Source organism: Pseudoalteromonas sp. BSi20439 (assembly GCF_000241165.1).
Taxonomy (GTDB): Bacteria; Pseudomonadota; Gammaproteobacteria; order Enterobacterales; family Alteromonadaceae; genus Pseudoalteromonas.
In genome coordinates this window covers 1-19,505 of the sequence record NZ_BADW01000023.1, presented here as the reverse complement: position 1 = coordinate 19,505, position 19,505 = coordinate 1, and the positions used below count along the sequence as shown (strand labels likewise).

Sequence of the window (19,505 nt, the reverse complement as noted above, 5' to 3'; positions counted from 1 at the left end):
AATTTAATAACCCAATGTTTGCTTGTACCTCTAGACTTCCCAGCTTTCATTAAACACCGGTTTATAAACTTAAAGTACAAAACGGAAGTAAACTTCCGATTTGTAAGCCTATATTACTATATTTCGGAAGCAAACTTCCGTTTCTAGTGCTTCAAAGGTAGTTATAGGAAATTTACTTCTGTTTTTCGAAAGCGTTAACCTAGATAGCTATATGAGCCACTTTTCGGGGGCTTATTTGAGCGAGAAGCAGACTGTCAGATAAAATCGTTTTTGGACAGAACCAAGTTAGATTTTATACTCTAATCCAGTGTCGTCAGATAACTCCATGTATAGAACGACTGCGTTCGGTAAGATTGTTTTCTTGAAATAAGTAAGGCTTTCTTACTCTAGATAACTCCTCTGGCTCTGCCATAAAATTACAACTCAATTTAAGGCTAAAGTAGAGTCCTTAAGTGGCTAAAAACATTCCAATGGGGTTATTATATTGAAAAATGCATTTTTGATATAAACTATTGATTTATCGAAATTTTCCGAGAAAACCCATTGATCGACGCGAAGCGGCGTCGATGGGATGAATCGGAATAGTTAGCCCTGCTCTTGAATGTATTTTCGAATTGTATCAGCAGCCACATTTCCAACAGAGCAAACAAAATATCCGTCAGACCCAAAAGAGGGTCTAACTAATTTACCTGTTTCGTCCTAAAAGCTTTTCTAACTTTCGATCCGCTACTTTATCATCTAATGATAGAGCCCTATATTCATCAATAAGCTTTGTTAAGCCTGAGTTTTTTTCACCACGAAAATATTCAATATTACGCTCTATTTTCTTTAAGATTTTGCTTAAGCTAATATCATCCACCAATGGATCATTTTCTTTACCTACAAACAGGTTGTTATCTTGCGGGAAGTTCACAAAGTAACGTAAGCCACGTTTACCTTCACCTGATGAGTAGAGTAAGCCATTATCAACCAATGATTTTAAATCCCTTGTAGCGGTTGCCGGTGGCGCACCGGTTATGGCTCGATATTTTTCATTAGTTAAACCATCACGCACAAAGCCGTCAGCGCCGACAGTGAAGATTTTTTTCATCACTTTCTCTTGGCGTTGGTTGAGTTTGACCTCTGCATATTCAGCCCAAAATTTTGATTTTTGCAATACAAATTCAACGGACTCAAGTGACTTATCTTGCGAAGTTCTAACTAGCTCAACAAACCACGCTATCCACTCATTAATTTGTAAGCTAGCATTAGTATTTCTAAGCTGTTGATAATACTCCATTCGATTAGTATTAATCATGCTCGACATACTAAAAAGCGGCGGTCTCGAAAAGTCTTGAAATAACGCATGCTCGGCTATGGCTCTACCAACACGGCCATTCCCATCTTGAAACGGATGAATAGCGACAAACCATAAATGAGCAACTGCTGCTTTTATAGGGCCTGAACAATTGGCGCTATTATACCACCGTATGAAAGCATCCATTTCATGTTCAACCTCAGTGCGATTATTACCGGGTGCTTTGTAGATGATTTCACTGTCGCCGTATAAGTCTTCTCTTATTACATCAATGGACGAGTCTCGATAATCGCCTTTTGTAATAGGATTTACATAATAATCTTCACTACCGTGTAATAGTAGCGTGTGCCAACGGCAAAGTAAGGTTTTAGACATAGCACTTTTAATGCTTTTGCGCACATCAACAAGCATCGCCGCAATGCCTTTTTCTTTAGGGAAGTAACCACCACGCTCTGGCTCTTTTAACCCTAGAAAACGAGCAACTGATGAGCGCACCTCTTCACGGTTAAGTTTTTCACCTTCAATGGCACTGGTGCTTAATGCTTCTTCCACTAGTAAGTAGACAAATGCATCATTATGGTCACTTAACGGTATTTGCGATAATGCCCCTTCAATACTGTAAGCTTTTTTCGAATACTCGCTGACACTTGCCTCAAAGCGTGTTGTGTCATATTCAAATTGAGGCCAATTTTTTTGTTGCCAATGATACATGTGATTTAAACCTTCTTCCGTTATAAATCACTTTATACCTAATTGTGATTTAAAAGTCTATTCAAACCGTGAAGATAAACGCCCTTGTACACCGACTTACTTACAGCATTTTGCTAAACAGTAAGATAACCTTGAGTCGTTGCTATCTGAATATTAAGCAAGACTAGACGACATTAACTATATACTTACTTTTTATTCATTGCTTACAATGAAAGTATTACCTTGAAAGTTAACAATAGAAAGGTACAATTATTTTTTTGTTACTAGGTTGTAGCAATTTATAGAGTGGGATTATGAATTAACAAGGAAGTATTGCACATCTATTTCCAGTTATTCTCCATCCAAATTATAGCTACTATAATTTCTGCATTTGATCAGCTTTTAAAGATAAGTCAAAAACTTGGAGAGTCATTAAATTGAATAAAAAACTTTTAGCTAGCGCAATCACGCTCACCGCACTAGCTGGTTGCAGCTCAACCCCTGATATAAATGAAGAAGCTTCAATAGAAATTCAATCCAAAATAAACCTAATAAAATTGAATGGTACTCTAATAAAACAACAAGACAATTTTACCCTTGCTCCAACTTTATCAGCAAAGAATATTAATAACAGAGGTATGTTTGATAATACTCGGTGGCAATTTAACGGAAAAACTCTGTTCCCTTCGTTCAAATCAAAGCGGATCGAGTGTAGTCTTTCTGAAAACGAGTGTGTGCAGTATACGCACGTAAACTCACCTTTCCTGAAAATAAATACGACCCAAAGTGATTATGGTGACACCTATCAGGAGCGCGTCGCGGATGGTAAAAAGCCTGGTATGTCTGTCCGTGATGTGGCGGAAGGTGGTGTATTACTTCTTGGTGTTCCTGCGCTGGTACTCATAGGAACACCGATTGCTCTGTTAGCCGGTACGAGTAATCTAATTAGTCATGGCTCTATTTGGTTTAATAATTGGGTTGAGTTTGACCATGACTCATTTTATGAACAAACAGTAAAAGCGATTCAAGCACAATTTGGTTCGTTAGAAAACTATATAAGCTACATGGCATCTGCAAGTGTTGCTTATACTGATCTATCACGAAGTAATAAACGCCTTTACGCGGAGTGGAATGCACTCAAAGCAGAAAAATTAATAACGTTGGATCAGTACAAGACTATGCAATTAACGAGTATTGATGCATACACTATTGAAATACCAGCATTTGGTGATATTCAGGCATCAAAAGCAAGCCTTGAAACAGAAATAAAAGATTATTATTCAAGCTCAACTACTGCTTTATTAACAGAATTCAACGCAAAATTAAGTAAGTCAAAACAACTATATATCAAAGAGCAAGTAGCTGCATATGAGGCAGTAACCGATTCCTCTTCCATTATGCGTTTTATCAAAAAATATGAGAAGCTAGATGAAGCTCAGTTAATAAGTAAGGCAAAAGTAAAGTGGAGTGCTTTTGTTAAAAAAGAACAAAATATTGCTTTTAATAATATTGAAACTATCCGAGATGCAAACATCTTTATTACTAAATACGAGAAAATTGATGAAGCGAATTTAGTCAATAAAGCTCGGGAGCTAGTGAAAAAAGCCACGTTGCGAATTCAAAAAGAAAACAGAGACAAACGTCAGGTTAAACTAGCAAAGCTAGAAAGCTGGCGCAAAATATTAAAAGTTGGCGATCAGACTTTTTGTGGAAGAGTCATCGAAGCAAAATACCCAATGTTCCAAATTGCTATTAGCCATCCTCTGCAAGGATTTTCTGATACTATTTGGTTAGAAAAAGACAAAATATTTGAAGAGGAGAGTGGTTGTAATAACCGTAATAATCAACTTACTCCTAGATTCAACCCTCTAAATTAATCGGTTTAACATACCTACAATCAATCGATGTAGCTACTGTCTTTGCTATTTCTGCTGTTACCGCTGAGATAGCAAGATTAACTGTAAACAATATTAATAATACATATGAATTAACTGGTAAATAATAAATAGCTTTCGTGCTCAATAGTCATTGTTTTTAACTACAAGAGATCAACAGCACTGCATAATGATGGCGGGATGCACAGTATGCATAGCAGCGTTAATAAAAATAACTTTAAACGTAAACTAAAATTTAATCAAAATGGAGTGTTATATGTCGTCATACATTAAAGAGCTTAGTGGTACTTTGGATGGGGTAGGTAGTACCGACACATTAAATGCTTGTAAGAGGTTTTAGAAGTCTAAAGTGATCTAGTATCACAATGCTTAAACCGTTGACGACAAGAATCCCCTTGATTTATCAAGGGGTACTTCAACAAAAAAGAGAATAAGATTTCGTTTGCGCCTATTTATGACTTTGCGCCAATGAAAGCAGATCCTGAAATGGTAACGCGATTGTTTAAGTGGGGTGACGGTTTTGAACGTGGAGGCAAGGTAAACTTTTTGCAAGTAGCCGAGCAACTCTCACCTATGTGTGATCCAAATGAATTGATTGCATACCTTCAAGAAATAGCCAAAAGGCTCAAAAATCTGCCAACGCTACTTTTAGATGCCGGTTGCTCAAGTTAATAGTGTGTCATATGAATAGTCAGCTATTCCGCTGTTTTCTCCCTCAACCAACATATTCCTTAGATTGTTCATTTTCAATTCTTGATCTTCTAAGGCTCTTAATCCAGCTCTTAGAACTTCACTTGCAGATCCATACCTACCAGTCTCTAATTGCTGACTAATAAATGAGTCAAAATGCTCACCTAATGTAACACTTGTATTTTTCGCCATGCCAACCTCCAATACCAATATTTAATATATTCTGGTATCAAAAACATATCAAGTCAATTAAGAAAGACAAAAAACACCTCCTTGAATCGCTAACAAAGCGTATTGTAATATTTGCTGCAAGTTCACCCCACGAAGACCTGTATTACAAAAAATCATTACTTTATGACTTCCCTATCCCTACATCAGATACGAGTGTATTGGCTAATGCAGTCTCTGATGTAATTAATGATATTTTCAAGGCTAATACGCGGTTTTATCGCTGTGGTATTGGTGCAATAGAATTAGAAAGTGAGCTGTATCAACAAGCTGATATGTTCAGTGTTAATTCCGACAACCCTCAAATGATGAAATGCTTAGCAGTTTCGCCGTAAACCCTCGCCCGATCCGAGGGCGGGGATATAAGGCGTAAAGTTCGAAGAACTTTAATCTGGTGTGGATTGGCTATCAACATAAGCTCGAAGCGTTTCAATCGTTGCTCCACCCGCACTGCAAGCAAAGTAAGACCTAGACCACAAAGCAGCACTCTTACTTTGTCTTGTTAAATGCGTATTTTGTAATCTCAGCATCCGTGATGAAACGGCTTTAAGATTATTCACCATTACGCTAATTGAAAGTTTTGGCGGGTACGCCACAAGTAGATGTATGTGATCTTGTTCTCCGTCCATCTCAATAAGTTCACATTCTAATTTTCCGCAAGCTGACTCAAGTGCATCCCTTAACTGTTCGATCATTACGCCAGTAAGTAACTTACGCCTGTACTTCGTTGTGAAAACTAAATGCACTACCAACTTGCTTACGCTGTGGCGCTTTCTCAGGTAATTACTCAACAGCTCTTTATTGTGTGCACTCACTTTACAAATCCAGTTTAACTTAATAATATATAGATATTATACAGATGAGCACTGAAATGTTAAGAGCAACAAAGGTACGTATTTACCCAACGCAAGAACAGGCTGAGTTTTTAATTGCTCAGTTTGGCGCTGTGCGTTTTGCGTATAACAAAGCTCTTCATTTAAAATCTCACATGTACCGCAAGTATGGTGTCACTCTGAATCCTAAAAAGGATATAAAGCCACTACTTGCAGTTGCCAAGAAATCACGAAAATACCACTGGTTGAAGCAATACGACTCCATCGCTTTGCAGCAATCGGTGATTAACCTTCATCAGGCCTTTGATAACTTTTTCAATCCGAAGTTAAAAGCCAAATACCCGCAATTCAAACGTAGGCAGGGCAAACAATCTAGTTATCACTGCGTAGGTGTTAAGGTGCTTGATGGCGCAATCAAGCTCCCAAAGATGAAGCCTGTTAAAGCGAATATCCATCGTGAAATTATTGGCTCAGTTAAAAGCATCACGGTAAGCCTAAGCAAAACGGGTAAGTTCTACCCAATAGCGCCAAGTGCTCCATCTAAATCTAATGAGCCAAAGCGAGTTAATTTAGGTGGTGGTGAAAGGCGCACCACCACGAAGTGGTGGCTTTAATCAAATCCTTCCTGCTGAGCTAAATATTGCTTCACGATTTCAAGTGGTGCACCTCCGCAACTAACCAGACAATAACTTCTGCTGTAAAAAACTGGCTTCCAGTAAAACTCACCCAAGTGTTCGGAAAACTCCTTTCGCACAAGTCTTGATGTAGCAGTTTTTAAACTGTTCACCATTTTACTTGGTTGCATCTTGGGATTAGCAGAAATTAAAAGGTGAAGGTGATCTGGCTCACCATTGCACTCCAAAAGCTCACAATCCCAAGATTTTAACAACCTTTTGTACTGAGATTCTAAGTACGCGGCAACCTCTGGCGTGATACAGCGATGACGATATTTAGTTACAAGAACTAAATGATAGTGAATATTATAAACGCTGTGATACAGCGTATTTAGGGCTTGTTTTTTCATAATAACTAAATATAATTAGTTGTTATGAAAAAAGCAATCCGTAAAGTTACATATAAAATGAAATCATCAGTTTCTCAAGAAGAATCGCTGATGGATTTGTTTGTCCACCATCACCAGTTGTACAACTGGGCTTTACGTGATCGCATCGAAACATATCGTGATTCTAATTACAGTCTTAACTTTCACGAACAGTGCAAAATCAACACTCTGTGGCGTAATAATCGTAAAGCGCATGGCATTTTCAATGCTAATGCTCAGAGTGAGCAAGTCACATTAAAACGTGTTGCACTGGCTTTTGACGGTTTTTTTAGACGGCTCAAAAAAGGTGATAAGAAAGCTGGATTCCCACGTTTTAAACCATTTCAACGCTTTAAAGGTTGGGGCTACAAGGCTCATGGTGATGGTTGGAAGCTCAACCTGAAAGAAAAAAAGCATGGTGCTGTTTATTTGGCTGATGTTGGTATCGTTAAGATCCGAGGTAAAGCTAGAAACACAGGAGGCAAGCCGAAAACTGCCGAAATCATCCGAAAGAATGGTGAGTGGTTCATTTCAGTTTCAATGGAGTATGACACCATTGAGAGAAACTGTGGCACTAAAGCTGTTGGCTTGGATTGGGGGGTTTCTCATTACTTTTCGACTATCGATCAGGATGGTAATTTTGAGCAAGTCGAAAACCCCCGTTACCTCAGAAACAGCAAAGAGCGATTAACCTCTTTACAACGTGACCTCGCGTTAGCGAAAAAAGGCACTCGCACCCAGCGAAAATTAAAGCATCAAATAGCCAAACTCCACCAGAAAATCGCCCGTCAAAGACTCGATTTTACTCATAAAGAAACTGCAAAATTAGTTGAAGTGGCGGCATTGATCGCCACCGAAAAACTCACCGTTAAGAACATGACTCGCAGTGCCAAAGGTACTGTCGAGAAAAACGGAAAAATGGTGAAACAAAAGGCTGGTCTGAATCGGGAAATTCTGAACACCGCGCCAGCCATGACTCTTAATTTGCTGCGATACAAAGCGGAAGAAGCTAGTAGCGAATTTGTTGAAGTACCAACAAAGCAAGTTAAGCCAAGTCAAACCTGCCCAGACTGCGGAGCTAAGAAGAAGAAATCCTTAGCAGAGCGCTGGCACTCATGCGAATGTGGTTGTGAGAAGCCCCGCGATGTAGCCAGTGCGCAAGTTAACTTAAACTGGGCGTTAGGTATTCAGGCTGGGAACCAGCCTAAAAAGGTAGCTTAGGCTTTCTTTTTGAAACTCCTTCAAAACGCGCAGCGTTTAGTGGGAGTTGTTCATGCCTCGCTCCTTGTTGATGATGGAGTTGAAGCGCCAGTACTGCTTCACACGATAAGTAAGGTTACAGGTATCGATCTAGGTTTATCTCATTTTGCTATTCAATCTAATGGCAGAAAAACCGCCAACCCAAGATTTGTAAAACGTGCTGAGAAAAACCTCAGACGCAAACAGCGTCAGTTATCCAGAAAAGCAAAAGGCAGCGCAAACAGGGCAAAAGCACGTTTGCTGGTTGCCAAATGCCATGAAAAAGTAGCGAATGCTCGCGCTGACTTTCAACACAAACTCTCTCGAACTCTCGTTGACGAAAACCAAGCGGTGATAGTTGAGACATTGAAATCAGCCAATATGATGAAAAACCGCAAACTGGCGAAACACATAGCGGATGCCTCATGGCATGGCTTTGTCGTTAAGTTGGAGTACAAACTGAAAGAGCAAGGTAAGCACCTAGTGAAGCTCGACCAGTGGTATGCAAGCTCTAAAACTTGTCATTGTTGCGGTCATAAAATGGATGAAATCCCCTTATCAGTTCGCAAGTGGGATTGTCCATCTTGCGGCACTACAGGTATAGATCGCGACTTAAATGCCGCCCTCAATATCCGTGATAAAGGTATTCTGGAATTAAAGGCGGCTGGACAGTCGTCTCTGCTTATGGAAGCTGCGTAAGTCTCGATACTACCGAGCAACGGCTAACGAAATAAGAAGCATCGCCTGATAAGGCGGTGAGTAGTCACTCAAACCTGGAATATGAAGCGTGCTTTTTTGTCGCCGCATTACACAACACGTTGGTCTGATATTCCTATTATTAAATGCAGTGATTAAATATCTGGATGTTTTATCACTGGCATTGTTGGTAAAAAATATTTAGCGCAATAACAACGTTAAAGTTAACAAAAATACGCAACAAATTTTAAATAAAGCAGCAAGCAGAAAATACATATCCGCTAACTCCCTCCAAAAAACTGTATAATAAAGTATACAAAACCCTGATTTACTCTTAAAAACCCCATCGTCAACGTAAAATAATAAAAAAACTCATAAAAATTTAAAAATTTAAAGAGACATTTATTTTAATAAAGCAAAAAACAAACAACCCCTAAGCCATTGAAAATACGCATTATTTATAACTTTTAAACGAACATTGTTTTTTATAAAAAAATATTTTTATCGCCTGATCTTTTTCAGGTGCTAAAAAAGGGGTCTCTAATCTGAGACACATTAAAAAATTCCTTTACTATTTATTTTATTCACATTTTAGCTATTGAGTCATTTTAATACGTGAGGATGTTTAAGTTTAGTACGGCAAATAAGTATGCCTACAAAGCAGGAGTTAATCGCCGCAGTAGCAAAAAAAGCGCGTTACCATAATTAAACATAAATAAATGAATAAATTCATTTATAAAAAATGCCGGAGGTTTTTATGAAACGCAAAAGTTTTCACTTTTTAAAAAAATTGGTAGAGCATCAAAAATAGGTACCTCTGTCACACAAAAAATTTTTTTATCCTTTAACATAGACAAGATAAATATTTTTAGCGCTTACCTATTAAGAGTTTTTTACAAAACGCGAGTGGTGTATTCGCACTAAATAAGTAGGCCTAAATAGTCAGGCTTAATCGTCAAAACAAAAATGGTAAAGGGTTACCATAAATTAAACATGAATACGTTAATTAAATAGAGTGAGCCATATGCACTATAAGCAAAAAAAGATTCAGTTAACCAAAGCAAAATTACAAGCTCACCCACAATTAAGGGAGCTGATTAAAAATGATGTCGTAAATTTAAAAGTAAACCACTGCATTGGTGAGTTACCCATTGAGGTAATACAAACGTTATTAGATTTAAATCCTTTGAAATTCACTTCTCTAATTTTAGTCAATTTCAGCGCGATATTAATTAGTAACAAAATGAACACACCAGTAATCGTGACATTAAATTATATAAGGAACCCATGTTGTGCCAAAGATTAAAAAACTATCGTTAAGCGCGCTTAAATTGCGACAACACCCAACGCTGACTACTGTGGTATCAGACGATAGGTTTACGCAGAAAAAACTACCCGACATTCAGTTTTTTTCAATTGAACAGCTTCAGTGTTTGCTTGACTCTAGCCCTATACCTGTCTTAAAGAGTAAAGAAGAAGGGGAGTATATAGCATTAGCTATTATACCTCTGATCAAAATTCTTCTCAGTCATAATGCAGCATTTAAGTTAATTGCATCACTCATTATTTATGATGAAGCTGAGCCAATAATATCCACCCTTGCGTTAATAAAGCCAGCACTACTTACACCCGAATTCAGATCTTTACCGCAGAAATTACACGGCCGGCATAACAAGGCTAAGTCTCTTAATTTAGCTGTACCCAATCAAAAACAGCTTAGTCATTTAGCTCAAGTATCTCGGTCAAGTATTAGAGGAGTTAAACGAACCTGATAAAAACTAAATTCATTAGCAGAATTTTTTGAATAAATACCATGCGATTTATTCATGTTTTTAAACATCACTAGTGTGCTGAGGAGGGCCTACTTTTTAGCTTTAAAGTTAACCGATTCCAATAACGAACAACCAGATGAGACGTGTATAAACGATGAGTAAAGAAGCCATAAAATCAAAAGAAAGATTTAAAAATAGTGGAGCCCCATTTCCCAATGCTAGGCATTATGCTCTTAAGTTATTGGCGGCTTTAATAAGATTAATAAAAGTATATAAACCATCATCAAGTACAAAAGTAACAGCATATGATCGCGCACTTTTTAACTTCTTATATCTGTGGCTAACTGGTGCTCTCACGTCATGTAAATCAAGCAAAGATATTCCAGATATCACCATTGTTAGTGGCAATACCCCTTGTCAACAACATAGTTTAAGGAGTGTCCGTAGAAATAATCCTTCATGGATCGAATATGCTATTGCTTACCCAACTAAAGGCAGTATTAGCTGGCAATGGCAACCTATCCCAAATGGTTTAAATCACTGGTTTTCTGATGCAATAACTAAAACGAAGCAAGCCAACAATTGCTGGGTGATGAGCCAAGAAGAGAAAGAGGTATTCTTATGTTTTATTAATGACAAATGGCAAACTCCTCCTATATTAAAAGCAAAATACCTAGTTCGTAAGGATGTTTTGTTTAATTACTTCAAAAAAATGGTTCAATGCGACCCTAGCCTAACAACACCGGCAAAAGCAGTTTTACTTGGAGTTGATAACTTACATCATTCTAGTGCCTTTCATTATCAAAGACGCGACAGTGATCAAATAAGATCTGATATTTTTGTTGCCCAAACATACTACTTAAAACGACTATCGCAAGCTATCTATGAACCAGAACTCTTAAAGTTATTTAGCGCTACAAAGTCTATTTTGCATAATGACTCTCAGCTAATTCGCAATACTACTAAACAACAAGACTACCTATGTAGTACATCAGGAAAAATACCTTCTTTATACTATGATATATCGGCAGCAAGACGAAAATATATAAATACCCCACCTATTTTTATAGGTTCAATACGATATGTAAATGTTGATTCAGTACGTCGTTTTTTTCATGAACTTCACTTGCAAGGCCAAAAGCTTGAGCAAAGTAAACATACGCTAGAAAGCTTACTGGAGCTGTATAACTTTAGGGTATTTGAACTTGCACTATTATATATTGCATTAACAAGTGCACGTCCAACACACGAAATTACATTTAAAAAAGAATATTGCTTCGATAAACACTCTGTCATCATTTTTGATAAAGGTCGTTATCGTACTATTTGGCTATGTGACTATTTTCGTCTTGCATTATTACGCTACGAGTTTTTACTGCAAAACTTGCAACTTCATTCATCTACTACTTTTGATTCTCCATTAATGTGGTTTTTGATTGATGAAAATTTGGCGGTCAAGCCATTATCAGCAAAAATTTTGCGACCGTTTATGGCTAAGTGGTGGTCAAAAGCTAATCCTGGGGAAGTAAAAATAGTACCTTACCATCTGCGACACTTTTTTGCCCAGCATGCATTAACATCACTATCTCCTACGCTCACGTCGCAAGATATAAGTCGACTTATGGGCCATGCAAATTATGGAGAGCAACTAGGAAGCGATGAGCTATTTCCTGTCGTACTAAACAGATTTTGCTCCTTTTTAAATAAAATCCCTGAGTTTTTAAATTTAGCGGAGATAAAAGGAGCAAATCATGGCTAAAAAACCACTAACGGCTCAGAGTATTATTACCTACCGTGAAGAGCTCGGTATGGATTGCGAGGAAACTAGTAACCTTCAGTGGGTATGCGATCTAATTAACTCTTTGAATATTAATGAGCGAGCATTATCAAAAGAGCAGCTCAACGATATTAATAAGCGAATTAAAAGTATTCCCACAGGTAAACAACGGGTGTTATTAAGTGCACTTGATCACGTTTTATTTTATTTGAAAGAAATATGTAATTGGCAGTTACCAGAAGTAAAAGAACAAGCTTTTACGGATGAGTCAACGATGTGGCTATTTAGTATTCATGAGAAAAATCTATTAGCAAGTCAATGCTTTGCCAGGTATGAATCACAACGTGAATCTTTTATGGATAAGCGATGGCATGACTTAGGTTGGGTATTACTCGTGCTAAACTTTGAAGTTGCCCCACTACATTTGTCATACTGGCAAAGAATATTATCAACACCTACCTGTATTGAGTTTTTCGAAGGACAATTTACACTCAAAGTGTCACACCCTAAACCTATTTCTTCATATGCAGATGAAGACAAAGCGAGTTTCACACGTTACCCACTGCCTGTTTTCCCTTTAAGGGTTTTGCTAAACTTTTATAAATATCTTCCTGAAAAGGCGTTAACAACAAAATCATTATTGGACGCTATTAATCGGTGGGTAGATACTGAGCCATATTATTTCGCTGCAATGAGCCCCGCAGAATGGTTGCGTACATTTCAATCATTTTGGCATCACCACTATGCAGTGCCACCAAAATTATTACGTGACTTAAGTGATCCTATGCGTCATGTATCGCCACTTGATTCCACAGAATGTTATGCTATTGATACGGTAAAAGAAAAATTATTATTCATCCCCCCGTTGAATAATGCGGTTGTAGGGGCAGAAAAAAAAGCCCCCGCTGATGCATGGCCTCATAAAAATCTTATTAAGTACCATAAACAATCATCCAAAGAAAACTCTACAAAACCTACTGCGCCAGCTTGGGGTACCGACAATGTTATACCTAAACTGTTTTATCACTATACTGATGAGCTATTTAATGAAGGTGGGGTTCACAAAAAGACACTCCTTTCTCAAAGTATCGACCGCTATACAAACTTTTATAAAAGCTTAAACCCATTAAGCTTTGATGATGCCACTAATCCGGAAACATTGCATCGTTGGGCACATAAAGAGTTCGATCGTTTAGATGAAAAAACAACACCGTGGCATTTATATAATTTCCTTCGCAGTGCATCACATCAAGAACTCACTGATGAGCTAGATCTAGAACAGTTCGAGCGCCCTGAGCTGCCTTCTCTTGTTGATCCATTTTGCTTAAATGTGTCTCAGATAAACAGCACCGTAGAGCTATTACTTTCTTCAAAAAACGGGGATGCCATGCAACGACTATTTGCCAGCATAGCGGTCATCTTAGGGTATTACGGGGCTATGCGAAGAGGCGAAGTTTTAAGGCTGTGTCTAGGTGACATTACTATTGTGAACCCACAAAAAAAGCAGCTTTTTAGTATCGTTATAAGAAATACGCCAGAGGGGACGACTAAAAATAAAAAGACGAGAATAATTACTGTATTTATGCCAGAGCCGGCAGCCAAACTTATACGAATATTATTAAAAATCAAAACAGGCTGTGATGAAACGAAGCCTTTACTTGGTTTTGAATACGAATCTATAGGCTTGCGTTCAAGCTATTATATCTACCCTGTAACTCAGGCACTCAAAGCACTATTCGGTCCTAAAGTACGTTTCCATCATTTGCGTCATGGTGGTGCGGAATTACTTTACTTACAGGGATTACATCTCGCTTATCAGCGTCAAGGGTGTCACTTATCAAGTATCCTTCAAGATGAAGCTACAGAGGCAATGCTATCTAAAGAAAGCTGTTTAGCGCGTTTTGATTTTTGGTTAGAAGGCCGACTATTTGACAAAATGAATGCCGGACTATTATTAGATGTTATAGCAAAACAGCATGGACACTCTAGCTACGCAACCACTCGTCGTCATTACCTTCATGGTATGGAAAAAACAATTGCATTATTCAAACCTGTATATCGCCAATACTCACGAGCAGAGCTTCGCTATATCTATGATATTCCAGTAGGTTCAAATGATATTTCGCGTATTTTAGATTCACTTAGCCAAGAGCACTCATTACTTAGTAGTGAGGATAAAAAGCAGTTTCAGCCTGAGCTAACAGAGAGCCAAATTATAAAAAAATTGAAATTAAATACCCTCATAGGAGGTAAAGTTACTACGACCAATAAACAGCCTTCTACATTTAATAAATGTGATTTTAAAACTCTATGGGAGAGCTCCTTACCTGAAGATTTTATCGATAAAAATACGAATACGTTTAATTACTTTTGTCAAAAAGTATTCAAAGCACTAAATAATAAAACCTTAGACTTTAAAACAGCCAATATTCAGTGGCGTCAATTAGCAAAAGGACAATATTTTAACTTTGTCTCTAAAGAGCTAAAAGCGCTTAAAACATTGGGTAAACCTAAAATAATTCTCCAGAAACCACAGGGAAAATCACATACCGAAACCCTTAACATTCAATTTTCTTGTGTATGTAACCAAAAGACATTGCAAGCTTTTAAAACTATTTGCCACAAAGGATCATTAAAGCATTACACGGCTACTTTTTTACTAATCCAAAATAGAAAAAGCCTTAACAGTAACAAATTAAATATGGTTAAGAACCAGTTTTTACGTAAAGACGATAATTTTAACTGGCATAAAACGCCAGGTGGGAACACTCAATTAATTATCACACTGAAAACACTCATTCCTTCTACATTGCTAGCGCAAACGTTGGAACAATACTTTTTAAATATAACCTTAAAATAAGGATAACTGATGATGGCAAAAATAGTTCTTAAACCAAAAGAGCAAACTTCGATAAGTGATTTTTTAAAGAGCGTAATAAAATTAGATGCTGAAGCTCGGATTTCATTTATTATCGATGATAAAACATGCAAAATAATTATGGGGGCAGATGATAGCATGCAAATAATCAGTCTAGATGTTGAAGAAGATTGGTTATTAAAAAATGGACAGTGGAGTCTATCAGCAAGTAGCTTTAAGCAGTGTTTGTGTCTCCATTCACAACAGAGCGATATTGAAGTCGATATCGAGTATACCTCCAAAAGCCCCTACCCACACGTTGACACCCTAACAAAAGGCGAATCACGTATATATATTCTGGCTAAAGAGATAGTGGCAGAACACCTTGATTTTTTAATGTTTGTTGAACAAGCAAAGAAGCTAACAATACCAACAGCCTCAGCAATAGAAATGGCCAATATCGCAAATTCATATACGCCTTACGATTCATTTGAAACGAATAAAGCAGAATCGAAAATTCGTATCGAACGTGACAACAGAATTATCCCATTTGATGTTCCTGAAGGGTTTGCACCAAAATTTGACTTATTATTGAATAAGGATGGCGTTGAAAACTTAAAAAACCTCGCTCTATCAACTAAATCCGAAACTGTGACTATATATACTGATGATGAACGAGCAGTATTTAGTGATGGTCATAACGTAATATCCAACTCGTTACTTTCTTTACGTGATTATGCTAATAAAAAAGAAATAAACTACGTCGTTGAGCAAAAGCTTGTTATCAGTATCTATACCTTAAAAAGTGAAATTAAAATCTACCGTAGTATGGACATGGTAAAAAAAGCAAACGAAGCACTATTGTACATAGACAGTAATTGCGTAATGTTAGCTGGGTTAACTGAAGAAACTGGGGGTAATTGTTTTTTATCCACACAGCATATCAATGAAACATCGCCTATGATTTACCGCATTAACTTAAGTACACTTTCAAAAGTGAAAATTAATGACATCACAACAGCTATTCAAATCAAGTTGCAAATGTTACTAGATGAAGATGGAAAACGTAGTCTCGGTTTTTATAGCGATACAGACTCAGTCAATCCATATCAATGTATTGATGATATTGAACTTGCACCTGAAAAAATGAACAAGGTAATAGAAGCTAAAAAAGCATTGGAGAAAAAACTTGGGAAACGTGGGGAAGACTTTAGTGATCCACAACTTCCTGGTGTGGGGTTTGATGATGTTTAAATTATCTACTAACGCTAATGTGTTTATGTTGGGCGCATTAGCTTCACTTACTCACATTGTTTGCAAAAATTTTAAAATCGACAAATTAATAGCGAAACACTGGACAAATAAACAGTTACTGCTATATTGATTAATGAAATTTTGAACAATTGTGGTTCTAATACCTTGAGCGTAACAGCATAGTGGTATTAACACAATTGGGAACAATACCAATTCGCTTAATTAAGTAAGCTATTTTGAAGCAAGAAAACCGGGGTGATAACAAGGCAAGAATTTCGTTATTTAGTGGTTCTAAATCAGAAATTTTTAACGCTGTTAGCGTCAGGTTTAATACTTCAGATTGATTACGTATTATTGCGGGTTGGTATCTTATAAGCAGTTGGGGTAAAGAGGCGGCAACCTCCCTACCCCGTACCGGCTGCGACGTGTTTAACCAGATCCAGCCGATGATCCAATTCTAACGAATTCCATCGGTGAGGGATAGATCTATTTATAGATCCATTAACTGATGGAGGCCTTTATGGCTCACATTCGCATTCGCCCCAATGGGCGTATTCAATTTGATTTACACATTTATGGGCAGCGCTTTCGTGAAGGCACTAAGCTCATGGCAACCCCTGTTAATACTAAAAAAGCCAATGCAACGCTTAAAAAAATCAATGCTGAAATTGATTTAGATACGTTTCAGTACCGTGATTATTTTCCTGAGAGTAAAAAAGTCGCTAAGTTTGAAGCTTTGCAGCGCGCTAAAGATCCCGATCGTCTTTATCCATTTTTTAACGATTACGCGAATGAATGGTTCGATCGTCAAAAAGCAAAATGGAAAAGTAGTTATCAAAGCGTGGTACGTAATACGCTCGACCGTTACCTTATTCCTGAATTTGGCAATATATTAGTTAATGAGATCAAGTTGGCTAATGTGGACTATTTTCGCGAAAGCTTAATGGTGTGCGATACCAAAAGGGTCCGTAAACTTTCTAATAAACGCATTAATGGCATTCTTTGGCCGTTTGTTGCCATACTAAGTTTAGCCGCAGAAGAGCATGACTTTACTTACCCATTACGCCGCTATAAAACTCTAAAAGAAGAACGTGCTAATTCACTGCCACTAACCGCAGATGAAGTACAACGCTTTTTAGAGTGTACCCCTACACAATGGCGCGATTATTTTATGGTACGTTTTTGGACCGGTATGCGTAGCTGTGAAATACACGGCCTGCGCTGGGAAGATATCGACTTTAATCATCGCCTTATTCGTATTCGCCACAATTGGGTAAATGGTGAACTCGGGGATGTAAAAACACCTAAGTCGCGCCGCGACTTAAAAATGTGTAATACACTTTTTTCGCTATTTAAACGCTTACAAAAACAAACAACCAGTGAATTTGTGTTTACTCACAAAGGCAAACCGCTTAATACCCACTTTGTAAGTACTCAACTGTGGTACCCCACACTTAATAAAGCAGGGCTTGTACACCGCCGCCCTTACGAAACACGCCATACCGCTGCTGTACTGCATATCGCAGCGCATGAAAACCCACTTTACATTTCACACATGCTGGGCCACAGCGACACACGTTTATTGTTTGACGTATACGCACCCTATGTTGCCAATGCGTCAAGACAAGATGGCTTTGCGTTTAATGAAATGATGATTGAACGCGGGATTGCATAAAGCACACACAGGTAATGGCTATGCGTTTGATTGCTTAACGCCAAACAAGCGCATGCCACACCTATACCATTTAATACTAATACCGCGCTTATGCGCATTTAATTTACTACTAACCTAAAAGAGGTTACTTATGATTTGCAAACAATGCCCAGGTAATACGTTGGCGTACCCATCAACTAAAGAGTTTGAGATAGATTTAGAAGTAGCTCAAACTGCGTTTGCTAAGCTAATGGATATGCCATTAAAGCAGCTCAACAAAAGCCAATGGTATGATGAATTTAGTAACAGGATGATGTTTCAACCTATTATTGGTTTGTTTAAACAGTACGAGTGCACCATTCCTTACTCTGCCTCTAGCCATAAGCGGGCGTGTCAAAAACACATTACACAATTTTTAGGGTATACCAAAAAGCCATCAAAGCCGCGTCGGCGAATGTTGAGCTATTTATCTCAGTATATTACTAAAGAGGGCAATATTACGCTGTGCCCTTGTGCCTTAATAGCGCAAAAAACAAACCATGCAGTGCAGCTTCAAACAACGTTACAGCATAAATTAGATAACATACTTGATAATAGAAGAGTCGCAGATCAAAACTTATTATCATTAACTGTTGAAGTGAATTATGTTCACTCAAAACGCGATTATCGCTATACCTTAATCGCCGAATTTTCAGTGGCAAGAAATAAAGTTGAAAAGCGCATAGCCGAAACATCCACTAAGTTACTCAAATATGCAAAAAATATACAGGCCGTGTCTTATGACCTTGAAGACATGAACACACCTCAAAAAATTAAAACATTTAAAGCAAGCGTGAAAAAAGAGCTACAAAAATTTAGTGATGCAGCGCATGTTACTGATATTAAGGTATACACATCAGATTATGTTCCTGAGTATCAACGCCCAGACTTTAAAAACTCTTTTAAACAAAAAGATAAATACATCATTGATATTGTCATTGCCGATTACTTTATAGCACGCACAACATTGTCCTCACTTCGAAAAAGACAAGACGGTGGAAAGGTGTGTGACATGATAAGCAGTGATGCAAAAATTATTAACGACTTATACCGAATTTCAAATAAGTTTAAACTATACCCTATATGGTCGGTACAGGTAGAGCGTGGTGAAAAAGAAAGCACAGGTAAGCAACGCATTCATGCTCACATTACATACACTAATGGTGAAACTGACTACGTGAGGAATTTTTCAAATTACCCAGGGGTCGACCAGCCTATATTACTACTGCCAACAACTGATAAGAAAATAAAAAGCGTGCCGGCTTATGGCCCTTTTTCGCATACCCATATTATTTTTTATGTATGGAGCGGTATTATTCAAACCGAAGGTACTAGGGAGGTTATTTATAAATTTGGCATAAGTCGTTTTGATTGGGCCGATAAGCAAACATATACAGTCGATGAATGTGTGCAGTCAGTCATGAACCGGCAATTAAACTACTGTCGCTCACATAATCTTGTTGCTAATGAGATTAACATTGAGCTTATTTCAACCCCTATCCCGTTTAGCGGTAATTGGGGAGGTAGCGCATTAGGCCAATT

16 protein-coding genes and 2 pseudogenes are annotated in these 19,505 nt (G+C 37.7%); 13 read left to right on the top strand and 5 right to left on the bottom strand.

Going from position 1 to position 19,505, the window contains the following annotated elements:
* Nucleotides 1–585 precede the first annotated feature (585 nt).
* A pseudogene (locus P20439_RS19175) lies at nt 586–672 on the bottom strand (transposase); the annotation flags it as partial.
* A 13-nt stretch (nt 673–685) separates the two neighbouring features.
* Entirely contained in the window at nt 686–2,008 is a 1,323-nt protein-coding gene (locus P20439_RS02295) for a Fic family protein (protein ID WP_008464281.1), read from the bottom strand.
* 416 nt (nt 2,009–2,424) lie between these two features.
* Here P20439_RS02295 and P20439_RS02290 point away from each other — a divergent pair, with 416 nt between their 5' ends.
* Entirely contained in the window at nt 2,425–3,864 is a 1,440-nt protein-coding gene (locus P20439_RS02290) for a hypothetical protein (protein WP_036932751.1), read from the top strand.
* A gap of 486 nt (nt 3,865–4,350) precedes the next feature.
* Nucleotides 4,351–4,554: a hypothetical protein gene (locus P20439_RS02285; RefSeq protein ID WP_008464279.1), complete on the top strand. Its 204-nt coding sequence runs from the start codon at nt 4,351–4,353 to the stop codon at nt 4,552–4,554.
* On the opposite strand, the gene P20439_RS02280 is transcribed toward P20439_RS02285, so the two are convergent.
* Nucleotides 4,546–4,764 carry a type II toxin-antitoxin system ParD family antitoxin gene (locus P20439_RS02280; RefSeq protein WP_008464278.1) on the bottom strand — a complete coding sequence of 73 codons (219 nt, stop codon included), beginning with the start codon at nt 4,762–4,764 and terminating at the stop codon, nt 4,546–4,548. The genes P20439_RS02285 and P20439_RS02280 overlap by 9 nt on opposite strands.
* A gap of 197 nt (nt 4,765–4,961) precedes the next feature.
* On the opposite strand from P20439_RS02280, the gene P20439_RS18720 reads away from it, so the two are divergent.
* A complete protein-coding gene (locus tag P20439_RS18720) occupies nt 4,962–5,135 on the top strand; it encodes a hypothetical protein (protein ID WP_008464277.1) in 174 nt (57 codons plus the stop codon).
* A 51-nt stretch (nt 5,136–5,186) separates the two neighbouring features.
* Here the strand turns inward: P20439_RS18720 and tnpA (P20439_RS02270) are convergent, their stop codons facing one another.
* Nucleotides 5,187–5,594: an IS200/IS605 family transposase gene (tnpA, locus tag P20439_RS02270; protein WP_370446749.1), complete on the bottom strand. Its 408-nt coding sequence runs from the start codon at nt 5,592–5,594 to the stop codon at nt 5,187–5,189.
* Nucleotides 5,595–5,671: 77 nt separating this feature from the next.
* Between tnpA (P20439_RS02270) and P20439_RS02265 the strand changes: the two genes are divergently transcribed.
* The gene (locus P20439_RS02265; protein ID WP_202798753.1) at nt 5,672–6,247 is read left to right on the top strand and encodes a helix-turn-helix domain-containing protein; all 576 of its coding nucleotides are present in this window, start codon (nt 5,672–5,674) and stop codon (nt 6,245–6,247) included.
* On the opposite strand, the gene tnpA (P20439_RS02260) is transcribed toward P20439_RS02265, so the two are convergent.
* The gene (tnpA, locus tag P20439_RS02260; protein WP_036932744.1) at nt 6,244–6,657 is read right to left on the bottom strand and encodes an IS200/IS605 family transposase; all 414 of its coding nucleotides are present in this window, start codon (nt 6,655–6,657) and stop codon (nt 6,244–6,246) included. The two genes, P20439_RS02265 and tnpA (P20439_RS02260), sit on opposite strands and share 4 nt — an antisense overlap.
* Before the next feature lie 24 nt (nt 6,658–6,681).
* Here tnpA (P20439_RS02260) and P20439_RS02255 point away from each other — a divergent pair, with 24 nt between their 5' ends.
* The 9 genes and pseudogenes from P20439_RS02255 to P20439_RS02215 all read left to right on the top strand — a co-directional run.
* Nucleotides 6,682–7,896, top strand: coding sequence for an RNA-guided endonuclease TnpB family protein (locus P20439_RS02255; protein WP_036932742.1), 1,215 nt, complete (start codon nt 6,682–6,684; stop codon nt 7,894–7,896).
* Nucleotides 7,897–7,905: 9 nt separating this feature from the next.
* Nucleotides 7,906–8,613 (top strand): RNA-guided endonuclease TnpB family protein, encoded by a 708-nt coding sequence (locus P20439_RS02250; RefSeq protein ID WP_008464268.1) that lies wholly within the window; start codon nt 7,906–7,908, stop codon nt 8,611–8,613.
* Between the two features lie 75 nt (nt 8,614–8,688).
* Nucleotides 8,689–8,769 (top strand): annotated as a pseudogene (locus P20439_RS19165) (DUF4113 domain-containing protein); the annotation flags it as partial.
* A 1,133-nt stretch (nt 8,770–9,902) separates the two neighbouring features.
* A complete protein-coding gene (locus tag P20439_RS02240; protein ID WP_008464267.1) occupies nt 9,903–10,382 on the top strand; it encodes a hypothetical protein in 480 nt (159 codons plus the stop codon).
* A gap of 154 nt (nt 10,383–10,536) precedes the next feature.
* Nucleotides 10,537–12,141: a site-specific integrase gene (locus P20439_RS02235; protein ID WP_008464262.1), complete on the top strand. Its 1,605-nt coding sequence runs from the start codon at nt 10,537–10,539 to the stop codon at nt 12,139–12,141.
* Nucleotides 12,134–15,019: a site-specific integrase gene (locus tag P20439_RS02230; protein ID WP_008464260.1), complete on the top strand. Its 2,886-nt coding sequence runs from the start codon at nt 12,134–12,136 to the stop codon at nt 15,017–15,019. The genes P20439_RS02235 and P20439_RS02230 overlap by 8 nt, the downstream gene beginning before the upstream one ends.
* A gap of 9 nt (nt 15,020–15,028) precedes the next feature.
* Entirely contained in the window at nt 15,029–16,270 is a 1,242-nt protein-coding gene (locus tag P20439_RS02225) for a hypothetical protein (protein WP_008464257.1), read from the top strand.
* Nucleotides 16,271–16,790: 520 nt separating this feature from the next.
* Nucleotides 16,791–17,945 (top strand): site-specific integrase, encoded by a 1,155-nt coding sequence (locus tag P20439_RS02220; RefSeq protein ID WP_008464253.1) that lies wholly within the window; start codon nt 16,791–16,793, stop codon nt 17,943–17,945.
* Between the two features lie 130 nt (nt 17,946–18,075).
* On the top strand, nt 18,076–19,505 hold a 1,430-nt coding region (locus P20439_RS02215; protein WP_036932736.1), incomplete at its 3' end, for a hypothetical protein.

Bases quoted from the DNA above. Each gene is read 5' to 3' on its own strand.
- P20439_RS02230 (WP_008464260.1), top strand. From the start codon at position 12,134: ATGGCTAAAAAACCACTAACGGCTCAGAGTATTATTACCTACCGTGAA.
- P20439_RS02265 (WP_202798753.1), top strand. From the start codon at position 5,672: ATGTTAAGAGCAACAAAGGTACGTATTTACCCAACGCAAGAACAGGCT.
- P20439_RS02225 (WP_008464257.1), top strand. From the start codon at position 15,029: ATGATGGCAAAAATAGTTCTTAAACCAAAAGAGCAAACTTCGATAAGT.
- P20439_RS02220 (WP_008464253.1), top strand. From the start codon at position 16,791: ATGGCTCACATTCGCATTCGCCCCAATGGGCGTATTCAATTTGATTTA.
- P20439_RS02235 (WP_008464262.1), top strand. From the start codon at position 10,537: ATGAGTAAAGAAGCCATAAAATCAAAAGAAAGATTTAAAAATAGTGGA.
- P20439_RS02295 (WP_008464281.1), bottom strand. From the start codon at position 2,008: ATGTATCATTGGCAACAAAAAAATTGGCCTCAATTTGAATATGACACA.
- tnpA (WP_036932744.1), bottom strand. From the start codon at position 6,657: ATGAAAAAACAAGCCCTAAATACGCTGTATCACAGCGTTTATAATATT.
- P20439_RS02255 (WP_036932742.1), top strand. From the start codon at position 6,682: ATGAAAAAAGCAATCCGTAAAGTTACATATAAAATGAAATCATCAGTT.
- P20439_RS02280 (WP_008464278.1), bottom strand. From the start codon at position 4,764: ATGGCGAAAAATACAAGTGTTACATTAGGTGAGCATTTTGACTCATTT.
- P20439_RS02285 (WP_008464279.1), top strand. From the start codon at position 4,351: ATGAAAGCAGATCCTGAAATGGTAACGCGATTGTTTAAGTGGGGTGAC.